General features: G+C 57.0%; 22 protein-coding genes. 15 read left to right on the top strand and 7 right to left on the bottom strand.

Annotated features, from left to right (window positions below; all coding sequences use genetic code 11):
• Positions 1–52: 52 nt before the first annotated feature.
• Complete coding sequence (locus D7S44_RS16085) at positions 53–595, bottom strand: D-lyxose/D-mannose family sugar isomerase (protein ID WP_371315504.1); 543 nt, start codon at positions 593–595, stop codon at positions 53–55.
• A gap of 220 nt (positions 596–815) precedes the next feature.
• Here D7S44_RS16085 and D7S44_RS16080 point away from each other — a divergent pair, with 220 nt between their 5' ends.
• From D7S44_RS16080 to D7S44_RS16045, 8 genes are all read left to right on the top strand, one after another.
• On the top strand, positions 816–1,850 hold the full coding sequence (locus tag D7S44_RS16080) for an NAD(P)-dependent alcohol dehydrogenase (RefSeq protein WP_120456554.1): 1,035 nt from the start codon (positions 816–818) through the stop codon (positions 1,848–1,850).
• Positions 1,851–1,853: 3 nt separating this feature from the next.
• Complete coding sequence (xylB, locus tag D7S44_RS16075; RefSeq protein ID WP_120456552.1) at positions 1,854–3,371, top strand: xylulokinase; 1,518 nt, start codon at positions 1,854–1,856, stop codon at positions 3,369–3,371.
• Complete coding sequence (locus D7S44_RS16070; protein WP_120456550.1) at positions 3,368–4,873, top strand: sugar ABC transporter ATP-binding protein; 1,506 nt, start codon at positions 3,368–3,370, stop codon at positions 4,871–4,873. The genes xylB and D7S44_RS16070 overlap by 4 nt, the downstream gene beginning before the upstream one ends.
• Positions 4,874–4,906: 33 nt before the next feature.
• The gene (locus D7S44_RS16065; RefSeq protein ID WP_371315560.1) at positions 4,907–5,926 is read left to right on the top strand and encodes an ABC transporter permease; all 1,020 of its coding nucleotides are present in this window, start codon (positions 4,907–4,909) and stop codon (positions 5,924–5,926) included.
• A gap of 35 nt (positions 5,927–5,961) precedes the next feature.
• On the top strand, positions 5,962–6,969 hold the full coding sequence (locus D7S44_RS16060; protein ID WP_120456547.1) for a substrate-binding domain-containing protein: 1,008 nt from the start codon (positions 5,962–5,964) through the stop codon (positions 6,967–6,969).
• A gap of 318 nt (positions 6,970–7,287) precedes the next feature.
• Positions 7,288–8,739: a flagellin N-terminal helical domain-containing protein gene (locus D7S44_RS16055; protein WP_120456545.1), complete on the top strand. Its 1,452-nt coding sequence runs from the start codon at positions 7,288–7,290 to the stop codon at positions 8,737–8,739.
• Positions 8,740–9,008: 269 nt separating this feature from the next.
• Positions 9,009–9,218 carry a YdgH/BhsA/McbA-like domain containing protein gene (locus tag D7S44_RS16050; protein ID WP_120456543.1) on the top strand — a complete coding sequence of 70 codons (210 nt, stop codon included), beginning with the start codon at positions 9,009–9,011 and terminating at the stop codon, positions 9,216–9,218.
• Between the two features lie 333 nt (positions 9,219–9,551).
• Positions 9,552–10,742 (top strand): L-dopachrome tautomerase-related protein, encoded by a 1,191-nt coding sequence (locus D7S44_RS16045; RefSeq protein WP_120456541.1) that lies wholly within the window; start codon positions 9,552–9,554, stop codon positions 10,740–10,742.
• Positions 10,743–10,827: 85 nt separating this feature from the next.
• On the opposite strand, the gene D7S44_RS16040 is transcribed toward D7S44_RS16045, so the two are convergent.
• Positions 10,828–11,430 (bottom strand): LysE family translocator, encoded by a 603-nt coding sequence (locus D7S44_RS16040; protein WP_120456539.1) that lies wholly within the window; start codon positions 11,428–11,430, stop codon positions 10,828–10,830.
• Positions 11,431–11,546: 116 nt separating this feature from the next.
• Entirely contained in the window at positions 11,547–11,828 is a 282-nt protein-coding gene (locus D7S44_RS16035; protein ID WP_120456538.1) for a VF530 family protein, read from the bottom strand.
• 111 nt (positions 11,829–11,939) lie between these two features.
• On the opposite strand from D7S44_RS16035, the gene D7S44_RS16030 reads away from it, so the two are divergent.
• Positions 11,940–12,248, top strand: coding sequence for a hypothetical protein (locus D7S44_RS16030; RefSeq protein ID WP_120456536.1), 309 nt, complete (start codon positions 11,940–11,942; stop codon positions 12,246–12,248).
• 139 nt (positions 12,249–12,387) lie between these two features.
• On the opposite strand, the gene D7S44_RS16025 is transcribed toward D7S44_RS16030, so the two are convergent.
• Positions 12,388–12,744: a hypothetical protein gene (locus D7S44_RS16025; protein ID WP_120456534.1), complete on the bottom strand. Its 357-nt coding sequence runs from the start codon at positions 12,742–12,744 to the stop codon at positions 12,388–12,390.
• A 286-nt stretch (positions 12,745–13,030) separates the two neighbouring features.
• On the bottom strand, positions 13,031–13,804 hold the full coding sequence (locus D7S44_RS16020) for a helix-turn-helix transcriptional regulator (RefSeq protein WP_120456533.1): 774 nt from the start codon (positions 13,802–13,804) through the stop codon (positions 13,031–13,033).
• 114 nt (positions 13,805–13,918) lie between these two features.
• Here D7S44_RS16020 and D7S44_RS16015 point away from each other — a divergent pair, with 114 nt between their 5' ends.
• The 4 genes from D7S44_RS16015 (at position 13,919) to D7S44_RS16000 (ending at position 18,335) form a co-directional block, all read left to right on the top strand.
• Positions 13,919–15,094, top strand: coding sequence for a YbfB/YjiJ family MFS transporter (locus tag D7S44_RS16015; protein ID WP_120456531.1), 1,176 nt, complete (start codon positions 13,919–13,921; stop codon positions 15,092–15,094).
• 73 nt (positions 15,095–15,167) lie between these two features.
• Complete coding sequence (locus D7S44_RS16010) at positions 15,168–16,661, top strand: alpha/beta hydrolase (RefSeq protein WP_120456530.1); 1,494 nt, start codon at positions 15,168–15,170, stop codon at positions 16,659–16,661.
• A gap of 243 nt (positions 16,662–16,904) precedes the next feature.
• Positions 16,905–17,597 (top strand): DUF421 domain-containing protein, encoded by a 693-nt coding sequence (locus tag D7S44_RS16005; RefSeq protein ID WP_120456528.1) that lies wholly within the window; start codon positions 16,905–16,907, stop codon positions 17,595–17,597.
• 6 nt (positions 17,598–17,603) lie between these two features.
• Complete coding sequence (locus tag D7S44_RS16000) at positions 17,604–18,335, top strand: DUF421 domain-containing protein (RefSeq protein ID WP_120456527.1); 732 nt, start codon at positions 17,604–17,606, stop codon at positions 18,333–18,335.
• 72 nt (positions 18,336–18,407) lie between these two features.
• Here D7S44_RS16000 and D7S44_RS15995 read toward each other — a convergent pair whose 3' ends face one another.
• Complete coding sequence (locus D7S44_RS15995; protein ID WP_120456525.1) at positions 18,408–19,376, bottom strand: zinc-dependent alcohol dehydrogenase family protein; 969 nt, start codon at positions 19,374–19,376, stop codon at positions 18,408–18,410.
• 215 nt (positions 19,377–19,591) lie between these two features.
• On the opposite strand from D7S44_RS15995, the gene D7S44_RS15990 reads away from it, so the two are divergent.
• Both D7S44_RS15990 and D7S44_RS15985 read left to right on the top strand, forming a co-directional pair.
• Complete coding sequence (locus tag D7S44_RS15990) at positions 19,592–20,254, top strand: DUF1275 family protein (protein WP_120456523.1); 663 nt, start codon at positions 19,592–19,594, stop codon at positions 20,252–20,254.
• Between the two features lie 12 nt (positions 20,255–20,266).
• The gene (locus D7S44_RS15985; RefSeq protein ID WP_120456521.1) at positions 20,267–21,523 is read left to right on the top strand and encodes a Gfo/Idh/MocA family protein; all 1,257 of its coding nucleotides are present in this window, start codon (positions 20,267–20,269) and stop codon (positions 21,521–21,523) included.
• Between the two features lie 20 nt (positions 21,524–21,543).
• Here the strand turns inward: D7S44_RS15985 and D7S44_RS15980 are convergent, their stop codons facing one another.
• On the bottom strand, positions 21,544–22,176 hold the full coding sequence (locus D7S44_RS15980; RefSeq protein ID WP_120456519.1) for an alanyl-tRNA editing protein: 633 nt from the start codon (positions 22,174–22,176) through the stop codon (positions 21,544–21,546).
• Positions 22,177–22,199: the final 23 nt, after the last annotated feature.

Here is a 22,199-nt window from a genome sequence, read left to right as displayed (position 1 = left end):
GTATCATTTACAAATCATGACAGATCCAGTGGCGGGAAGCTAACGCTGATTTTTATGCCAGTCGGTTAACACGGGGATCGGTAAAAATATCCAGTTCATCGCGGCTCTCGGATGAGAATTCCGAGACAACGGCGCCCTTATCGCCTGCCTGGAACCAGTGGCGGGTATCCGGCGGAATAGTGTACTGCTCTCCTGGCCGCAGTAAAACGTAGCGGGTACAGGTATACCAGGCTTCGCTGCCTTCTGGCACCTGACAAACCGGCTGCCCGTCGGCATCGTTTTGGGTCAGGCTGTCATCATCGACAAACAGATAGACCTCGCCCCAGCGACAGCGAAACGTTTCCTGCTTGCCTGGCGTCCCCTCGAACGGCGGGTGCCGATGTTCTGGGCAGGTCTGTCTGGGAAACAGCACCAGCTCTTTGGCGCAATAGCGCGGCGAGTTTATATAGGTCAGCAACTGCAGGCCGGAAGCGGGGTAGTCCGGCAATCCAAACGTCGCGACCTCAATGCGATTTACCTCTTCATCCGTCAGCGTTATCTCAGCCTGTCGCAGGAAATTAAACGTCTGTTGTACATATTCATTCATCGCTTTCATGGCGTCCTCACTTCATCATAATGGTATCGATATCATTTATTGCAGGCTGAGCAGCGATAATCTGTGATCGCCTTCAATGATATTCATCCTGTGGTAGCTGGGTTGTTTACTTATTTGACGAATATTTAACAGGCGTCACGGTTTTATAGCATTTTTTTCGACAGTATCGCCGCATCGCAATGATATCGATACCATTAAAATGATCTTAAAAGGAGCGGAGATGAAAGCGTTAGTACTGGCAGAAGCGGGCAAAATAGCTATTGAAAATCGCGAGTTTGATGAGACGCTTGGCGACAACGACGTCGAAATCAAAATCCATTCCGTAGGCATTTGCGGCAGTGACGTTCACTACTATCAGCATGGCCGTATCGGTCCTTTTGTCGTTGAGGCACCGATGGTACTGGGTCATGAAGCCTCTGGCGTCGTGCTGGCTACCGGCAAGAATGTCACACACGTTAAACCCGGCGATCGCGTCTGCATGGAGCCGGGCATTCCTGACCTTAATTCAGCCCAGTCGCGCGCCGGGATATACAACCTTGATCCCGCCGTTCGCTTCTGGGCGACGCCGCCGGTGCACGGCTGTCTGCGCGAAACCGTCATCCATCCTGGCGCTTTTACCTTCAAGTTGCCGGACAACGTCAGCTTTGCGGAAGGTGCGATGGTAGAGCCGCTGGCAATTGGCATGCACGCCGCTACCAAAGCGGGCATCAAGCCTGGCGATATCGCGCTGGTGATCGGCGCCGGTCCTATCGGCGTGGTGACGGCGCTGGCCGCGCTGGCAGGTGGATGCTCAGACGTCATCATTTGCGATCTGTTTGATGAAAAGCTGGCGGTCGCCGCTAACTATGATGGGCTGCACGCCGTCAATATCAAAAGCGGCGACCTGGCCGCTAAAGTAGCTGCGCTAACCAGCGGCAACGGCGTTGATGTGGTGTTTGAATGCAGCGGCGCTAAACCCGCCATTGCGACCCTGGCGGAACATGCCGCGCCTGGCGCGACCGCAGTGCTGGTTGGCATGCCGATCGATGCCGCACCAATGGATATCGTGGCCGCGCAGGCGAAAGAGATCACCTTCAAGACCATATTCCGCTACGCCAATATGTATCCGCGCACCCTGCGTCTGCTGAGCAGCGGCAAGCTGCGCGTGCAGCCGCTGATTAGCCAGACCTATAAATTTAGCGAAAGCGTCGCCGCCTTTGAGCGCGCGGCGGCCGGTAACGCCTCTGATATCAAAATCATGCTGGAAATGGAGTAACCCATGTCGCTCTTTGCTGGCATTGACTGCGGAACACAGGGCACCAAAGTCGTGATTGTCGACAGCGAGCAGGGCGCGATCCTCGGTGAGGGCAGCGCTGCTCACCCTCTTATCAGCGACTCAAACGGCCGCCGTGAACAGCAGGCTGGCTGGTGGATCGAGGCGCTTGTCGCCGCATTCCATCAGGCGGTTTCCCACGCGGGCGTGGATGCGCGCCAGATCAAGGCGCTGGGCGTATCGGGTCAGCAACACGGCTTTGTGCCGCTGGACGAGCAGGGCACGGTGCTGCACAACGTCAAGCTGTGGTGCGACACCGAGACCGCTGATGAAAACGAGGCGCTGCTGGCGCAGCTGGGCGGCGTAAGCGGTTCGCTGGCACAGTTAGGATTGATGGTGGCGACCGGTTATACCGCTTCGAAAATCATCTGGTTTAAACAGCAGCATCCAGAGCTCTGGTCCCGTCTGCATACCGTGCTGCTGCCGCATGACTACCTTAACTTCTGGCTGACCGGAGAGCGCGTAATGGAGTATGGCGACGCTTCCGGCACCGGCCTGCTGAACGTGCGCACCCGCGAATGGGATCGACGTATCGTCGACCTGATCGACGACAGCGGACGCCTCTGGAATGCGCTGCCGCCGCTCAAAAGCGCTGAAAGCTGTATCGGCACGCTGCGTTCAGAAGCGGCGGAAAGGCTGGGGCTCTCTACCGCCACGCGCGTCGCGACCGGCGGCGGCGACAACATGATGGCCGCTATCGGCTCCGGTAATATCGCGGTCGGCACCCTAACCATGAGTCTCGGCACGTCCGGCACGCTGTTCGCCTGGTCCGCTGCGCCGGTTGTCTCCGAATCAGAAATGATTGCCGGTTTCTGCTCCAGCACCAACGGCTGGCTGCCGCTGATTTGTACGATGAATGTGACGTCGGCGACCTCTGCGGTGCAGGCGCTGCTGGAGGAAGATGTCGACGGATTTAATCGGCTGCTTGACCAGGCTGAGCCGGGCGCTGGCGGATTAGAGATGCTGCCTTTCTTTAACGGCGAGCGCGTGCCGCAGCTGCCTTACGCGCGCGCCAGCCTGCACAACCTCGACAGCGACAACTTTACTCGCGCCAATCTCTGCATGGCTGTGGTGGAAAGCGCCACCTACGGGCTGCGCTACGGCATGGAACTCTTTCAACGTCAGGGCATATCACCGCGCGAAATCCGACTCACCGGCGGCGGGGCCCGCAGCCCGCGCTGGCGACAGATTGTGGCGGACGTGATGAACTGTCCGGTGGTTTGCCTGCAGGTAAAAGAGACGGCGGCGCTGGGCGGAGCGATTCAGGCCATGTGGGCCACCGCGCTGGCGGAGGAGCCCCACCAGCAGGCCGACGGCGTGCTCAGCGACCTGTGCCAGCGTTTTGTTTCGCTTGATGAATCCACCCGCGCCGCGCCTGATGCCAGACGTCAGCCGCAGTATGACGCGCTTTATCAACGCTACCTGCAACGCCTGCAACAGGCTTACCCGGAGGCATCACTGTGACACGCGACCCGCAAACCCAACAGCCCGCTTACCTGCTGGAAGTCACTGGCGTAAAAAAAGCGTTTGGCCCGGTCGTGGCATTGAAAAACGCTGAGTTCGCCCTGCGGCGGGGTTCTATCCATGCGCTTTGCGGCGGGAACGGCGCCGGAAAATCGACCTTCCTGAGCATCCTGATGGGCTTTATTCAACCTGACGGCGGCAGCATTTTCATCAACGGCGAACGCTGCGAGTTTCATCATCCCAGGGATGCGCTGGCCGCCGGGATCGCGATCGTGCAGCAGGAGTTAAGCGCGATCCCCGATCTGACTGTGGCAGAAAATATCTGGCTGGGACGGGAGCCGCGTCGCCTGGGGTTTGTTGATTTCGCCACCATGAACCAGCGCACGCGCGACCTGCTGAAAGAGCTCGATTTTCACCTCTCCGCCACTGAAAAAATGCGCAACCTGAGCGTTGCCGAACAGCAGCTGGTGGAGATCGCAAAGGCGCTCTCGCATGCGGATGCCGACATTATCATCATGGACGAACCCACTTCCGCGATAGGGGAAGAGGATGCCAAGAAAATTTTCCAGACGATCACCCGGCTGGCGCAGAAGGGAAAAGGGATCATTTACGTCTCGCATCGGCTGTCCGAAATTTTCCAGATCGCCGACAGCTACACCATCTTTCGTGACGGCGCTTATATCCATGAAGGATTTATCGCTGATATCACCCGCGAGCGGCTGATTGAACACATCATTGGCGGCGAATATGACAGCGAATTTGCCAAGTTTAATCAGCCGGGCGAAGAGGTGATGATGGAGATTAAAAACCTGCGCTGGCGTAACAAGATCAAGGATATCAGCCTGCATCTTAAGCGGGGCGAGATCCTCGGCATTTATGGTCTGGTTGGCTCGGGACGCAGTGAGTTTCTCGATCTGGTATTCGGCATCAACCATGCCGACAGCGGCACTATACAGCTGGGCGATACCCTGCTTGGGCGCCACTCACCGAAAGAGGCGATTAAATGCGGCATCGCCTATGTCACCGAAGATCGCAAACAGACAGGACTGGTGCTGTGCCGTTCGGTCAGCGAGAACATCAATATTTCCTCCTTTAGCGCCATCAGCCGGTCGGGCTTTATCAATGAAAAGCGGGAACGGGATCGCGCCAGCGAGATGATCAAACGCTTTAACGTCAAAACGCCGGATGGCGATCACATCGTCGGCAACCTCAGCGGCGGCAATCAGCAGAAGGTGGTGCTGGGACGCTGGGCGCTGCTTGATCCAGACGTTTTGCTGCTGGATGAACCTACGCGCGGCATCGACGTCGGGGCCAAAAAAGAGATCTACCGCTTTATGTCGGAATTTGCCCTGAAAAACAAAGGGATCATCATGGTTTCCTCCGAACTGTCGGAAATCATCGGCATGAGCGATCGCATTCTGGTCTTCCGCGACGGGCAGGTGGCTGGCGAATTAACGGCGGCGCAGGCCACCCAGGCCGAGCTGATGAAGCTGGCGGTATAACAAAGAGATAACAAGATGAACGGTACACATTCAATGACACCCGGGGTTTCGTTTTTTACGCGCAATAAGCGCCGTATGCACAAGTACGGCATCATTATCGCGTTCTTTGTGCTCTGCCTGATTGTTGCGGCGATCGGCGAGGTTCAGGTAGCGAAGGGCGCCTGGACCAGCAACTACTTCCTCAGCAATGAAAATATGCTGATTGTACTGCGGCAGGTATCGATCAACGGCATTCTCGCTATCGGCATGACCTTCGTCATTATTACCGCTGGCGTGGATCTCTCGGTGGGATCGGTACTGGCGCTGAGCGGTATTGTCGCCGCACGCTTCGCCACGAATAACAGCGGGATGGCGATTGGCGACACCGCGCATGCGGTCATGATGCCGCTCATTATCGCGCTGGGTATCGGCATTATCTGCGGCCTGATTAACGGCACGGTGCTCGCCCGTTACCGCCTGCAACCCTTTATCGTCACGATGGGCATGCTCTCGGCAGCGCGTGGCCTGGCCATGCTGACCACCGACGGCAACCCGGTTTCACAGCTCAATCGCGACTTCCGCTGGCTGGGAAATGGCTACGTTGCGGGCATTCCGGTACCGGTGATCATTTTTATGGTGCTGTTTGGCCTCGCCTGGCTGCTGCTCAACAAAACCATTTTTGGTCGCTACATCTATGCGGTGGGCGGTAACCCCAAAAGCGCCCGTACCTCCGGCATTAGCGTGGTGCGCATCAAGGTGCTGGTTTATACCCTGTGCGCCGGGCTGGCAGGCGTTGCGGGCCTGATCCTGACTGCCCGTACCGGCTCCGCCCAGACCAATGCCGGCGCAGGTTATGAACTGGACGCTATCGCCGCCGTTGTGATTGGCGGCACCAGTATGGCAGGCGGCGTTGGCACTCTGCTCGGCACCTTCTTTGGCGTGTTGATAATCGGCGTGATGAATAACGGCCTCGATCTGCTGGGCGTGCAGTCCTATTACCAGCAGATCATTAAGGGCGCCCTGATTGTAGTGGCTGTATTACTCGACCCTTCGCGCAAACAACAGCGCGATTAACCCTACTTATATAAAAACCCGACCAGGAGATAAGAATGAAAATAAGCAAAATGGCATTGCTCGCCTCGGCAATGATGATGGGCCAGATGGCGGCGGCACAGGCTGCGCCGGTAAAAATCGCGGTGCTGATGTACGGCAACAAAGCTGAGTTTGTCCAGCTAATGGAACGCTACGGCAAAGAGCATCCGGCAGTGAAAAGCGGCGATGCGGTATTGACCTTCTATGATGGCCGTTACGACGCTTCGGTACAGAATGACCAGGCCGCTACCGCTATTCAGACTCGCGCTGACGCCATTATTGTTAACCCGATGGATTTTGAAGCCAATATCGACATCGTAACCAATGCCAACGAAGCGAAAATTCCGGTAGTCGTGACCAATGCCCGCCTCAATACCGAAGAGATGACGTCGGAAGTGGTCTCGAACGACGAACTGGGCGGCTATCTTGAAGCTAAAGCGGTGCTGGATAAGCTCCAGTGCAAAACCAAAAAAGTGAATGTGGTTATCATCGAAGGGCCGAAGGGCGGCAGCGGTGAAATTCAGCGTGGTAAAGGCAACGACAAAGCCATTGCCGAATGTGGCCCAGGTCAGGTGACCGTGCTGGAGCGTAAGACCGCCAACTGGTCGCGCGCCGAAGCGCAGCCGCTGATGGAAAACTGGCTGCAGAAACATCGCGGGAAAATTAATGGCGTAATTGGGCAGAACGATGAGATGGCGCTGGGCGCTATCGAAGCGATCAAAGGCGCCGGGCTGAACGTAAAAGATTTTGCCATCGCGGGCGTTGACGGCGTCTCTGATGCCATCCACGCGGTGCAGGCTGGCGAAATGGTTTCCATCCTTCAGGATGCGAAAGGGCAGATGCAGGGCGCTATCGACGTCGCCATGCGCGCGGCGAAAGGCGACAGCTATAAGCCTGAGTCCGATATCTGGAAACAGTACGCGAAAGAACTGGCCTGGAACGGCGGCACCAGTAAGCACTATTACATTCCCTGGACGGTGGTAACGCCGGAGAATGCGCAGCAGCTGCTGGATGCGCGCAAATAAAAGGCATCAGATAAGCGCTTTTGTCGGGCAACAAAATGGCTGGCAAAAGTTGTCGAAGTAAGAGGTTCAGGCGGGTGGAGAATGAGATAAGGCATTCTCCGCTTCTGCTTTAACCAGAAAACGCTCGCCCGACCGAATAATCATTCAGAACCCTTCCTGCCGCAAAAATAGTGTAATTTTTTTGCAACTTAAATCAATTTTCGATCAGCGACTTAAACGCAAACGGGCCGCCACGCGGCGTTTCTTCAGGGTTCGCGGTTAAAGCCGCCATCAGACAGGCCGATAAATTATACAGTTTCCATGAGGTATGTATCGGTAATGTTAACAATCAACCACAACGAATATGCCGCGCTGGCAAGTAAATCAATGAATAAAAGCGCGTCAGTACTGGATGAGGTTATTGAAAGGCTCTCATCAGGCTCACGTATCAACAGCGCAAAAGATGACGCAGCGGGACAGGCGACCGCTAACCGCATGACGGCCAACGTCAATGCGGACAGTGCGGTTTCGCGCGGCCTGAACGACGCTATCAGCTATGCGCAAACCGCAGAAGGCAGTTTAGGTACTGTCAGCGATATGCTTATTCGCGCGAAAAGCCTGGCGATCCAGGCTGCCAACGGCACGCTCTCCGATGCCGACCGCGCCAGCGTTAATACCGAGTATCAGCAGATTCTGGCAGGCATCACGGATATTTCTGAGCAAACGGAGATTTTTGGTCAGTATCCGCTGGCCACCGACGATCCCGATCTGCCTCCTGCACTGTTAGGCAACGTGCAGCCGATCAAAAACAGGTTTCCCGTTGCGGGCCAAAGTTACTCGTTCACCTCTGGCGTGGTGCCGCTGGCCTATATCCCCGCGGGTGCCACCCACATTACCATCAGCATTGACTCGCTGAGCCAGGATGATGACCTGCAGCTGTTCACGCGCGACGGCAAACATCTGGTGGGTACGCCGATCAACGGCAGCGATCCCGACTACACATGGGTGAGTAAGGGGATTACCGATGACGCTACCGCGACCGCTTCGCTGTTGACCAACGCTAACGGCTTCGCCAGCGGCGCTGCCTATGACGATTCGCAGCTGCTTCAGGGCGGGGCGAGCTGGGCGCTGAACGGCAGCGCCTCAATGAGCTATAACGGCATGAACATCAGCTACAGCGGCGATGGGGATCGTTACGAAGACAAAACCACCGGCGACTATAACAACGGCGCTATCCTCAGCAATCCGCTGGAGCGGATTAGCCTGGATAACGTCACCGAAGATCTGATTGTAGTGGTGGTCGGCAATGGTTCCTTTACCAGCCAGCTCACCTGGGGCATGCTGCCGGAACCGACCACCACGCCAGCGGATCCGCCGAAGCAGAGCCGACCGTTCGACGTAGTGACCAGCGCCGATTTCGGTCAGCAGATGCAGACTGACACCCTTGAGCCAACGCCGGCTGATTTGAAAACGCTGGGCCTCAAGAATACGACGCTGTTAACCCCTGGCGATATCTCCGTCACGATGAAAGCGCTGGATGCGGCGCTGGATAAAGTCAGCGCTTATCGCTCTCAGTACGGTGCGAAGATCAACCGTTATGAATCGAATAAAACGGTTCTGGCGCAGCAGAGCATCGACACGCAGTCGGCGCGCAGCCGCATTCAGGATGCGGACTACGCTCAGGAAGCGAGCCGTCTGGCCCAGGCGCAAATTTTGCAACAGGGTCAAAACGCGGTGATGAAGATTGCCAATCAGACGCCGGATATGGTGCTGGCGCTGCTGCGTAGCTAACGCTTTTTTCTGTCGTTCACTCTCCGTCACGCCAGTTTCACGTGCTTTCTCCTCTCTCCTCCGTATGACCAGGGATGGTTTTCTCCCACTCTTCAGGGCTGTTACGCCACAGCGTATCTGCACTCCTCAAGTGAAAGTCTTTGCGCTTAACGCCGCTGTTTCGCTAACGCCTCCTCTCTTATTCTTTCTCTCACGCAAGGCAGCCTGATGAAAGGCGGCCCTGATAAATGAAGCGAGAAATTTTAAACCCTCATAAAGGAAAAGAAGCCATGAACACTGTAAAATCCGCCCTGATCGTCGCCATGCTGTCATCTGTATCCTTCGGCAGCTTTGCTCAAACCATTACCGCAACGGGTTCAACGCTGGATGAGGCTGAAGCGCGTATTGCCCGGCAGGCGAAACAGGCAGATTCCACCTATAAAATCACCGAAAGTTACGCCGGGAATCAGGTACATATGACGGCGGAATTATTTAAATAGCAACGGCACTGAGTGAAAAAGGCCATATTTAAATGGCCTTTTCTCATTACACGCCCTGATTGCCCGCGAAGTAGCGACGCTGTTAGCTCCTCACTAAACGTCTTCTCATTACTGAATTATCTCTTCGCCCTTCCAGCCAAAACCTCTTTTAACCGCTTTCTCTCTTTTCCTTTTATCCTGCCCTGAGCGATAGTCGTCCGCCGCGATTTTCACTCGCCGAGTGAAAGTGTTGATGTCGCCTCCCCGTTTTTCCGCGCATAAGGCTCCCGTAATCTCCCGGTAACGAAACCGCAGCAGCCCGCTGACCGGTGCAATTCACTACTGGGATGGAAAATGCATACAACAAATATATTGAAAACCGCAGTGGCGCTCTCTGTCGCCTTGGCTATCGGAAGCGTCGCCGCAGCGACGCACAGCAGCAGCCCGCTGGCGCTCGACCAGCTGGCGCAGGACCGCGCTATCGGTAAGCCAGAGGTGGTGACAACCTTTAACGGCGCCATGCCCACCGGCGTTACCGTTACCCGAGAGGGCCGTATCTTCGTCAACTTCCCGCGCTGGGGGGATAACGTCCCTTTTACCGTCGCGGAAGTGAAGAATAACCGTCTGGTTCCCTACCCGAATGCGGCGGTAAACCGGGCAGATAACGCCAAGCCTGGTTCGCATCTGCTGAGCGTGCAGAGCGTCGTGGCGGATGGTCAGGGAAGGGTGTGGATACTGGATACGGCCGCGCCGGGTTTCTCGCAGCCTGTCGCAGGTGGAGCGAAGCTGGTGGCGGTGAATCTGAAAACTAACCAGATTGAAAAAACCGTTATCTTTCCGGCAGAGGTGATCAGGCCCGCGACCTATGTGAATGATATGCGCTTTGACTTCCGCATCGGCAAAGCAGGCGTGGCCTACGTTACCGACTCATCACTCTCTGGTACCGGCGCGATTATTGTCATCGATCTTGAGAGCGGCAAGGCGGTGCGTCGGCTGGAGGGCGATCGCTCAACCTCGCCTGAGCCTGGCTTTTCGCCGGTCGTTGAGGGCGAGACCCTGCTGCAGCGCCATGCGGACGGCACAACCGCGCCGTTTAGCGTGGCTTCCGACGGCATCGCTCTCTCCCCGGACGGTCAAACGCTCTACTTCAGTCCACTTTCCGGTCGTCATCTTTATGCGGTATCAACCGCACTGCTGCGCGATCCGCAGGTGACAGAGGCGCAGCTCTCCGCAGCGGTCAAAGATTTAGGTGAAAAGGGCGCGTCTGACGGGCTGGAAAGCGATGCCAGCGGCACGCTTTATGCGGGAGACTATGAGCGCAATGCTATCCGCAAACTGCCCGTCGGCGGTCAATGGACCACCCTTGCGCATGGCCCGGCAATCCTCTGGCCGGATACGCTGTCGGTCGGGCCGGATGGCTATCTCTACTTCACCGTAAACCAGCTGAACCGTCAGCCTGGCTTCCACGGCGGTAAAGATCTGCGCCAGAAACCCTACGCCCTGTTACGCGTGAAGATTAACGCGTCGCCGGCACCGACGCGCTAACCGGGAGCAGGGGCCGCAGGCCCCTGTTATTCAACCTCACAGGCGCAAGGCGGGATAACGGCCCGTGATGCTGATAAAAATGAATTTAGTGAAACAGGCTTTTCACCGAAATCACCATAAGCAGCACGCCGCCAGCGATATTGACATATTTTTTCAGGCGCACAGGATCGGCGTTCCTGGCTGAAAATATCAGAGTATGGCTGACGGCAATAAGCCAGAGACTCATTACCATGACGTGCACGGACGCCAGCGCCAGATAATCAGCGATGCCGCCCTGATGACCGGCGAACTGCGAAACAACCGTCAGATAAAACATAACGGCTTTGGGGTTGAGAATATTAGCCAGCCACGCCTCTTTTACCGTAACGGAAACGACGCCGCCCTCAGGTGACGCCTGCCTGGCTTTGATACCGCTGCGAATGAGTTGTATGCCTAACCAGAGAAGATAGAGCGTGCCTGCAATGCGCAAAACGCCAAAAAGCGCCGGTACCGATGCAAGCACAGCGGTAATACCGAGCCCGATAAGCAGGGCATGGGTGTAGATGCCCAGCGCAGTGCCGGTCAGCGTGCTGAAAAGCCCTTTACGTCCACTGGCGAGCGCGCTATTCATCACCAGCGTAAAGCTCGCCCCAGGCGAGAGGGCGACAGGCAACAGCGCGGGGATAAAGCCGGAGAGATTGATATCCATCGTTTCAAATTAGCAACTTCCCACCTGCCGCGCTAAATATTTACGGCGAGACGGGAAAGATAAACAGAGCAACGCCTTTACCCGGCGCGGTCTGGCTTATTGATGACGGGCAGCTTTTACTTATCCCGTCCGGCAGTCCAGGGATTAAACGCAGGTTCGCTGTTTTTTTCGGCTGCGGGCTTATCCAGCGATTCCAGATAAAGCGCTTCAACTTCGGCGCGCGCCCAGGGCGTACGGCGTAAAAATTTCAGACTGGATTTAACGCTCGGATCCTTCTTAAAGCAGTTGATATTGATCCGCTTGCTCAGTTCCGGCCAGCCAAAGCGCGTCACTAACGCATTTACCTGCATCTCCAGCGTGACGCCGTGCAGCGGGTCTTTAGCGCGATGATCGGTCATGAAAATTCCTCTTTATATAGAGCGCGAAGGTTACAAGAAAGCCGAAGCAGCAGCAATCAAAGGCTATTCAGAGTACACTCATCGCTGCGAATTCACTCAGGACGGTACGTTATGAACGATAAAAAGATGATCTCCATCGACCAGTTCGACGCGGATGAGCGGCTGGCGGTTGAAGGCGTTTTAAAAGGTTTAACAGAGAAGTATCGCCAGCGCACCGGCAAAGAGCCTGATGCAAAGAAAGAGAAAGAGTTTACCGCCGAAGCCAGGCAGCAGATCATGAGCGTTAAGCTGACTAAAGAGAAAGCCCGGGCGGATAAAGCTAAAAAGGCGCCGACGCGCAGAAAAAAACCGGAAGCGATGAAAGAGAGCGAAGTCAGCGATTTCAGCTGGAAGGCCTCGGTTATTAAAGGCCGCCGCTAGCGGGCCGTTAAAAGGGGCTGCGTCAGTCTGGCTGATGCGAGGAGAGAGACAAAATAACGAGTATGAATAAGCGCGCATCTTATTCATACTCTGCATGCTCATCTGTTAACTGCAGCGCGTCCGGGCGTGGGCGCGCCTGTCAGGCGCATCGTTTTACGATTCGGCTTCGGTCAGCGAGTACTTCTGGCCCCATGCTAAACGTTTTATAAAAACGCACCTCCGATCCACCCCGCCGCGTATAGATATCTGCGAACATCGAATCTTCCCAGGTATACACCGACACCCTTTCGTTTTCATGTTCAAGGTGCGTGGTATTATCTTTCTGCACAACGTCGGTGGAAGACCAGCCGCGATAGATGCATTCACTTAACTGTCCGGCGCTTTTATCGCTAACCTGATTAAAATCAGCGGATTTCATTCTTGTCTCCTGCGGCGTTACCTGGCAGCCGCATAAGAGAAACAGGGCGATCAACAGCGGTAACTTATTATTACGCATCGGAAAGCTCCCCGTCAGATCTGAATAATGCAAAGGCCGGTTGTTTTGCCAGAGGGTTAATTGCTACACCTCAGGGCTTAATATGAGTATATGAGAGGGCGGGTTATTTACCAGATGCTGGAACTATTATTAATAACGCCTTTCTTTTTAATTAAACCTTTAACTATGGATGATTTTAAAAAAGGCGGTGTGTTGCTGCGCACAGTTTCAAGCGGCGGCCCGACAGCGGAGTGAACCGCTTCGGACGCGCGCGGAAAATTGTTTTTTCTGCAGAAAAAGCGTGACGTTAAGCGTCACGCGCAAGATAGAAAATGAGGAATATGCCCGGCGCGCTTTCTACCTCCAGCGCGGTATAGGTGTAATGATTTATCTTTCCGTCGTTATCGATGATCGCTTTATTTCCGGCGCCGACTTTATTGACGTTCTGAACGTGCCACATTGTGCGGAACAGCTCGCTGCGCGCAGTAAGATCGCGGATCACCTTTTCAAACTCTTCGCTATGATTACTGGCGGCGTAATAGGCGCGGAACGCGGCGATGTTGTGTCTGGCCGCCTGGTCCCAGTCATGAATTTTCTTTTTATACCCATCATTAATAAAAATCAGCTTCAGGGAATTGCGGTCCTCTTCAGGAATGGTTGACCAGTCGAATATCTGGGCGCGAGCCGCCTCATTCCAGTAAAGAATGTCCATATTGGCGCGGCGAATAAACGCGGGATGTGGCGACAGGGCATCGACCATGGCCGTTACCTCGCATGGGATAACCGCATTGATCGCCGGCGTGTTCCTCTTACCGAAAATCAGGGCGTCGAGATAATCCTGCTCAGTGGGGGAGAGCTGCAGCACCTTGCCAATGCGCTGCAGCGCTGCAGAGGAGATGCGAATGTCGCGGCCCTGTTCCAGCCAGGTGTACCAGCTGACGCTGACGGCGGCGAGCTGGGCGACCTCTTCTCTGCGCAGGCCCGGTACGCGGCGATGACGGTTGCTGAACCCATAATCTTCCGGATTAACGCGCGCGCGATAATAAACCAGAAAGTTTTTCACATTCTCATTGCGCGTCATTTGTACTCCTGGGTATGACCTCTGGTCATAGGATAATTCGCCCCATTTTTGGCTAAGCCCTGCGGTTTTATTATGGCCGCAAGATTAAGTGACTTAGCGAGCAAAAAGCAAAATATGTCGATTCAACCTTTATCTGAGCAGGAACATTTGAGCCATCGCCCGCCGGGCGCCATCGGCACGCTGTTGACCGGCATTCTGACGCTGGTGGCGGTGATGGGAATTGGCCGCTTCTCTTTAACGCCGCAAATCCCCCTGATGATAAAAGAAGGGGCGTTAACGCTCTCCAGCGCAGGCATTCTGGCGGCGATGAACTATATCGGCTACTTACTGGGTGCACTTCACGTCAGCCGTTTAAAAAAACATCATGCGGCTTATTTAAAGATCGGCCTGGCGGCAACAGTTGTGGTGACGCTACTCTCTGCCACGACCGGGAATTTTGTTTTGCAGTCTCTGTTTCGTTTTATTTCCGGCGTGGGCGGTGCATGGGCGCTGATTATCGTGACCTCATGGACACAGCTGACGCTGGCGACGCATCAGGCGCCCCGGCTTTCAGCTGCGGTTTTTACCGGCCCCGGCATCGGCATTACGTTAACCGGTCTGCTGGCATGGGGCATTGCCGCATGCGGCCTGCACGCTTCACAGGCCTGGTTTGTCTACGGAGTGACGGCCGCCGCCGCCGCGCTGCTTATTTTTAGCCGCCTGCCGCGCAGCCTGCCCGCTTCAGCCCGGCCGACTAAGGCGGAGCCGTTCAGCCGCAACCTGAAATATCTGCTGGCAGCCTATAGCCTGGCGGGTTTTGGCTATATTTTGCCCGCGACCTTTTTATCCCAGATGGCGCATAGCTTTTTTACCAGCGGCAATCAGGCTGCGCTCTTCTGGCCGCTGTTTGGTCTCGCTGCGGTAGCGGGTGTTTTACTGGTTATCGCCTTCGCTTCACGTCTCAATACCCAGCATGCGCTGGCGGCTGCGATGATCGTGCAGGCGATGGGCGTCGCCAGCGTGGTGATATTTCACGATGTTAAAGGACTGCTTATCGCCACCTTGCTGACCGGCCTGGGCTTTCTCTCGATAATGCAGCTCACCATGCGCCTTGCGCGCAATATCTCGCAGGGCGCCATTGCGCGAACCGTGGCGGTGCTGACCTCAGGCTATGCGACTGGACAGCTGGTCGGCCCGCTGGTGTCGTCGGCGAGCGTAACGCTGTTTCACTCGCTGCATCCTGCGCTGCTGCTGGCTGCGGCCGGTCTGGCGTTCGGCGGGCTTATGGTGGCCGTCGCGATTAAACGCTAAAAAAGCGGCGCTGCTCTGGTTGTGCGGCGGCTTCTGCTGCAGAATCGGCGTCAGTTGACAAAGGGACAATCAGATGGCGCGCACTCATACTATCGTAACGCTGGCCAGACGAGCCGCTATCGGCGTCGCCGTTCTGCTGCTGGTTTTTTTCATCGGTCGGATTTATCAGTCGGAGCAGGGGCCGCCGCTGCATCTCTGGCACAGCTGGGTTGCTGATGAGATGACGCCCGCTGAGATGGACCGCGCCAGCTTTGCCGATTACCAGCGGCAGGAGGCGCGCATCTTTCAGGATATGAAAGTTAACCTTAACGATGCGTTGAGCGAGGGGGATAAAAACGCCCTGAACCGCTTTTATCCGGGCAGCGCGGTCTACCCGGCGCATTTCCAGACCGACTGGAACCGTTCGTTTGTCCTGATGCCCAAAGGTGAAATTCGCGGCGCGGTGGTGCTGTTGCATGGTCTTACCGACTCGCCCTATAGCGTGCGCTATCTCGCAGAAGATTATCGGCAGCGTGGGTTTGTCGCCGTTGCGCCGCGTCTGCCGGGACATGGTACCGCGCCAGGATCGCTCACGGCGGTAAGCTGGCAGAGCTGGATGGCGGCGACCCGGCTGGCTGTGCGGGAAGCGACCCGCCTGGCGGGAGCGCAACGACCGCTTCATCTGGTGGGCTATTCAAACGGCGGCGCGCTGGCGATGAAGTATGCCCTGGAGAGCCTGAGCGATCGGCAGCTGCGCGCGCCGCAGCAGATCGTTTTGCTGTCGCCGATGATCGGCGTTACCGGCTACGCCCGCTTTGCCGGGATTGCGGGCTGGCCCGCACTTTTTCCTGCCTTTGCCAGAGCGGCCTGGCTTAACGTTCTTCCCGAATATAACCCTTTTAAATATAACTCTTTTCCTGTCAACGCCGCGCGTCAGTCCTGGCTGCTGACGCAGTCGTTGCAGGCGCAAATTGTGCAGGCGTCAAACAGTGGGCAGCTTGCCGCGCTTGCGCCTGTGCTCACCTTTCAGTCGGTCATGGACGCCACGGTCAGCACCCGCGCGGTTGTCGATGCGCTTTATCGTTATCTGCCGCGCAACGGCAGCACGCTGGTGATCGTCGATATCAATCAGGCCGCTAATATGAGCGCGTTATTCCGCGCGCCTCTCACCACGGCGGTCAGTCGTCTGCTCCCTTCCGCGCCGCGCACCTGGCGTAGCGTGGTGATAACTAACCGGACGCCTGACACATACGAGACGGTCGCTCGCACTCTCCCGCCGGGTGAGGCGGCAGAGCGGGTAGAACCGTTAAAGCTGTCATGGCCGCAGGATATGTTCTCTTTATCGCATATCGCTGTGCCTTTCCCTTTGAGCGACGCCCTCTATGGCGAACAGCCCGACGAGCCGAACCGCTATGGCATCTCGCTGGGCATGATCTCGCTGCGCGGGGAAACCGACAGCCTGACGGTAGGGCCGGAAACCTTTATGCGGGCCACCTCAAATCCTTTTTTCAGCGACATGATGGCGCGCATAAACGCGCATATTTCCTGCAGCAGCGCGGCGGATTACCTTGCCTGCATCGGCCGGTAACGCTCGGCCAGCCACCCGCCAGACAAAAAAGCCCGCGCAAGGCGGGCAGCAGAGAGTGTCTTTAGTTTCTTGATTTCGTAGGCAACACGTTGCTGTGTGTTACTGCTTTAGCATAGCGCAGCGGCACCGATTTTCGCTGTGAGGAACGCAACGTTCTGTCGATATCTCTGAAAGGCGATAACGGCGGCAGGTCAAAAAAAGCATTTATACTCATCATTCTGCTGGTTCGCTGAGGACGTTGTGATGAAGCAAGATGAGATCTTTCTGTCCGATATGACACGCATTTTTTTGGGACAGACACCGCCCGTTTTTTTACTGGAAGTCGTCGGCCGCGCCGTTCTGTTTTTTGTGCTGATTATTCTCGCCATGCGCCTGCTGGGCAGGCGCGTCGCCTCGCAATATACGCTGATTGAGCTTTCTGCCGTGATCGCGCTGGCAGGCACCATCGGCGTTCCGCTGCTGGATGAAAAACGCGGCCTGCTGCCGCCGTTGCTGATCGTGGGCGGTATCGTCGCGTTGCAGCATCTTCTCGGCATGCTCAGCGTGCGTAACCGTCGCCTCGATCAGCTTTTGACAGGCCGCGCCAGCGTGGCGCTGAGCGAAGGCCGACTCGATCTTGATTCGCTGCAGTCTACCGCGCTGTCGCGTGAAAAACTTTTTTCGCTGCTGCGCGGACGCGGCGTGCAGCAGCTGGGTCAGCTGAGCCGGGTCTATATTGAACCTTCGGGCGCCCTGACGCTGGTATGGAGCGACACGCCGGGTGCCGGACTCGCTATTGTGCCTGAAAGAGACAGCGAACTGCGCGAGGCGATGCGTGACAGCGAACACTGCGTCTGTACGCGCTGCGGCCAGCTTGAAAGCGCGGGCTTTGAGGAAAACTGTCGCGCCTGCGAAGCCAGGCAGTGGGCGCCCGCATCCATTACGCTGGAGGACTGACCTTTTATGGAAATGCTGCATAAGTGGCTGATTGGCGAAGCGCCCTGGAGCTTTGCTTTCGAAGTGCTGCTGCGTTTTGTCATTATCTATCTGGCGCTGCTGATTGTGTTGCGTCTTATGGGACGCCGGTTTGCCGGTCAGCTCAGCATCGTTGAGCTGGCGATCATGGTGATGCTCGGTGCCGCCATCGGCGCGCCGCTCCAGACCCCGGAAAAGGGCATTCTGCCTACCGTAGTGCTGCTGGTGACGCTGGTAGGCTGCTTTCGCCTGCTTTCCTGGCTCACTTTTCGCTCGCATAAGATGGAAATCCTCAGTCAGGGCGACGCCACGATGCTGGTGCAGGACGGCAGGCTGGCGCAGGAGCATTTGCGTCACGCGGAGCTTTCCCGCGCGCGCATTTTTTCCGAACTGCGCGCGCTGGATATTCAGCACCTTGGCGAAGTGCGGCGTGCCTGGCTGGAGCCGTCTGGACGCGTCAGCCTGCTGCGCTATCGACAGCCGCGCTCCGGACTGTGGATCCTGCCGGGTCAAAGCAAAGAGTTTGACCAGCGCATCCTGGTGGATAACAGCTACGCCTGCGGCAACTGCGGTTATGTTATTGAACAGCGATCGGCACCGGAGGAAGCGTGCCGCTACTGTCGGCATTCGCACTGGGAGCGCGCTGTTAAACGGCTGGGCACCGATAAACTCTATCAGGAGCGATCGCGAGAAGCGCAGAATGACGATACGGCGGCGTAGTCAACATCAGGCCGTCTGCTGCTTAAGCAAACCTTTCTCAACGGCCAGGCCTGAAACGCCAGCCACGCTGACTTATGCAAAACGCAGCAGCGGCTTGCTGGTTCTCCCGGCGGAACGCCACTCTGTAATGGCCGCACGCCAGTCGTCGAAGGCGTAGCAGGTTGCGCTGCCTGTTATGCTTTGCGCCAGCGCTGGCCAGAGACGTGCAAAGATAGCCTGCCACGCCTGGGCGTCCATCGCCGGAAGGTAGTTTCTGATATGGAACCAGTGAACGCGCGGTAGAGCCTGGCGCAGAGGGAATGCCTGCCCGGAGAGCAGGCCGTAAGAAATAAACTGGCCGGATGTCGGCATCCGTTCCCGTATCTCTTCCGCCAGCGCGCCGCCCGTCGCGTCATATACCAGCGCGGCGCGGGCAGCATAGTGGTGCAGGGCTGCGCTGTCGTTCTGCTGTACCGGCGTTATGCCGCACGCCTCCAGCCGCGCGGCATGGACCGGTGAACGATGAACGCCCGTCACGGAAAGCGCGCCCGCCTTAAGCGCCCACTGTCCCGCCAGCAGCGCGCAATCACTGCCAGCCGCCGTAAGCAGCAGGTGTTTACCCGCAGGCGAAAAGTGGTCGAGCATCAGCCGGGCCGCAAGGGGATTGATATAAGCGCGTGCGGCCAGGGTGTCGTCTATATTCTCCGGCACCCTGATCACCCTGTCGGCAGGAACGTCGGTAAAGCGTTGCCAGGTTCCTTCGCCCCGCAGGGCCAGCACGCGTTTGCCGAGAAGAAAGGCGTGGGAGGGGGGCGCTTCGGTGACGACGCCTGTGCCTTCATAGCCAGCGATTTGCGGCAGCGCGATGCGGTGCTGGTAAGCGCCGGTTATCGGAATTAAATCAGAGGCGTTAACCGGCGCGAGGCGCATTTTAACCCGGACAGCGCCCGCGGCAAGAGGCGGTTTCGGTGCCGCTTCCAGAGAGAGAACCTGTTCAGGCTCACCGAAATGTCGATACCAGAGAGCCTGATTAAGCTTCGATTCTTCAGCGCCTGTTTTCATGGTTTACCTTGATCCTGACTCATCTGCACTGCCTGTACAGTCCCTTTTTAAAACAAGAAGTTAGTCGCTCGAAAAGAGTGGCGGAGACTGCCGCTAGAAAGGGCGGTCGCGCCATTGAATACATCGTTTTTCTTGCGCTCCGTTTGGCTTAACGCTCCGTTTTTGCCTATATCTGGATATTAACCCTATGCGTTATTGCCAGAATCTGGAGCGTTATGCCGTCACTCCGCGATACTCAACCTGCCTCTGCACAGGTGCTGTACCACGCCTTTGTCCTGCTACTGGTCACCGTCGCCGGACTGACCGACTCCCTGCTTTATCAACACAGTAAAGAGCTTCTGGCGGTCTATATTACTGGCGATACCAGCAAACTGGCGCAGTCTCTCCAGCAGGGCGATGTTGCTAAGGCGCTGCCATTGCTCGGCATTATATTCGCTTTTTTTATCAGCACCACGTTTACCGCCTGGCTTGGCAACCGGCTTGCTGGCCGACGGGCACCCGTTCTGCTGGCGCTGGTCGCGCTGCTCTTTTTTGTCGCCTGGCCTGCCGGCGCGCCTGATTACCCTTATTCGCTGGTGGTGCTTATCGCTCTGGCGATGGGCGCGCTCAACCAGGTTTGCAGCCAGGAGTCTGGCGTGACCTTTATGACTGGCACGCTGGTCAGACTGGGCCGCATCCTGGCCAAAGGAGAGGTTGCCACGGCCGCGCCGCTGGCGCTTCGCTGGCTGGTCTGGCTGTTATCAGCCTGGGCAGGCGCGCTGCTTGATGCCCGGTTTCCCCCATTCGCCTTACTGGTTATCGCCATCTGGTCGCTGATGCTGGCTGCGTTCAGCCTGTTTAGCGCCATTGAGCGATGCTTTACCACTCAGGACGCCTGAAAAGGAGACACTATGTCGCATAAATCACCGAAGTTCGCATCTGCTGGCCCAGGAACCGCGACCGGCCCACAGCTGCCCGTTGCGGGCAAACCGCTCCCGCCGCAGCCGATAGATATCGGCCGCGTTGAACAGCAGAGTATTACCTTTGAAAACTGGAAAGGCGCGGGCGATCGACCTGAGCCGCAGCCGCAAACGCTGCGCGCGCCAGAAAAACGCCTGGGCGTGGCGATTGTCGGGCTGGGACGTCTGACGCTTAATCAGATCCTGCCCGCTTTTCGCCAGAGTCAGCTTGCGCGTCCGGTTGCCCTCGTTTCCGGACATCCAGAAAAGGCGCGCGTCGTCGCGGAGCAATATGGCATCGATCCGGCTGCCATCTATGGCTACGACGAGATGGCGCGCATGGCGGAAAACAGCGAGATTGAGGCGGTGTATATCGTGACGCCCAATGGCCTGCACCGCGATCATGCGCTGGCGGCGGCAAAAGCAGGCAAGCATGTGCTGTGCGAGAAGCCTATGGCGAATACCTCGGCGGAGGCGCAAGAGATGATCGCAGCCTGCCGGGAGGCTGGCGTCAGGCTGATGATCGCCTACCGCTGCCAGTATGAGCTGTTTAACCTTGAGACGGCGCGCCTGACTCAGTCCGGCGAGCTTGGCGCGCCGCGCATTATACATGCGACCAATACACAGGTGCACGGCTCGGGCGACCAGTGGCGCGTTCGCGCCGCGCTGTCAGGTGGCGGCGCGCTGCCTGATATCGGCCTCTACTGTCTTAACGGCGTGCGCACCATGCTGGGGGAGGATCCCACCGAGGTGTACGCGCAGATAGTGAATCCAGTAGGAGATGAGCGCTACAAAGAAGTAGAGGAAACCCTCTCCTTTATGCTGCGTTTTCCTTCAGGCGCTATCGCTAACTGCGCGACCAGCTACGGCGCGCATGAGTGCAAAAATATGGAGATTCGTCTCGAGAAAGGGTCGCTGGAGCTGGAAAATGCGTTTGCCTACCAGGGACAACGTCTTTATGTGGCCCAGCTTCAGGATGGCCAGGAGCAGATGAGTGAGATCCGGCTCGCGCCGCAAAACCAGTTCGCGCTGGAGATTGACCACTTCGCTGACTGCGTCTTGCATGACCGCACGCCGAACACGCCGGGCGAGGAGGGCTTGCAGGATCATCTGTTAATGGAGGCGATCTATCGTTCCGCGCGGGAAGGCGTGCCGGTTAAGATCGATGCCGCATCCGCGCATCCGCCCGTTCCTGCCGACGCGCGTTAGTTAGCAGGCCGCGCCTGGGGTTAGCGATCCAGTTCATACTGAACGGAGAGCTGGCCTTTTTTCTCTTTGATCTTAAGGATGCGAATGGTGCCGATCTCCGCCGTATTCAGCACATGGGTGCCGCCGCAGGCGTAAGGCTTGAGATCGCCCCAGGTCACCAGGCGTTTGCCTGCTGCTTCGCTGATGGCGCGTCTGTCGCCGCGCTTAACCAGCGCCGCCACGTCTGCGGTGAGGTCGTCAACCGTGACGGGGAGTAAGGCTCCAGCGGGTTCGAAAACGATGCGTCCTTCACCCGGCTTATGGTTGCCTTTTATTCCCAGCCAGCCATATTTTTCCCCCGCCAGTCCAATAAGATGACCGGCTGAGTGGTAGCGGGAATGGAACGCGCGCAGGTCGGCATCCACCCTTAAATGCGCCGGACCGATTTCCAGCGCGCCATCGGTGAAATGGACAACCTCATCGCCATCCTGCACCGCCTGCAGCATGTTTACGCCGTTGATGGTGCCTCTGTCAGAGGGCTGCCCGCCGCCCTGAGGATGGAACAGCGTCGCGGAGAGAATGACGCAGAAGCGATCTTCGCCCTGAGGCGTGCAGCTTATTACGCTGGTCTCGGTTTCAAGCGCATCGCTGTTGTAGTAGCGTTTTTCTGTCACGGCGACTCCTGTCAAACGAAAGT

Source organism: Pantoea piersonii (assembly GCF_003612015.1).
Taxonomy (GTDB): Bacteria; Pseudomonadota; Gammaproteobacteria; order Enterobacterales; family Enterobacteriaceae; genus Pantoea; species Pantoea piersonii.
Note: the sequence above shows the minus strand (reverse complement) of the source record. Positions and strands in the feature narration are given on the sequence as shown.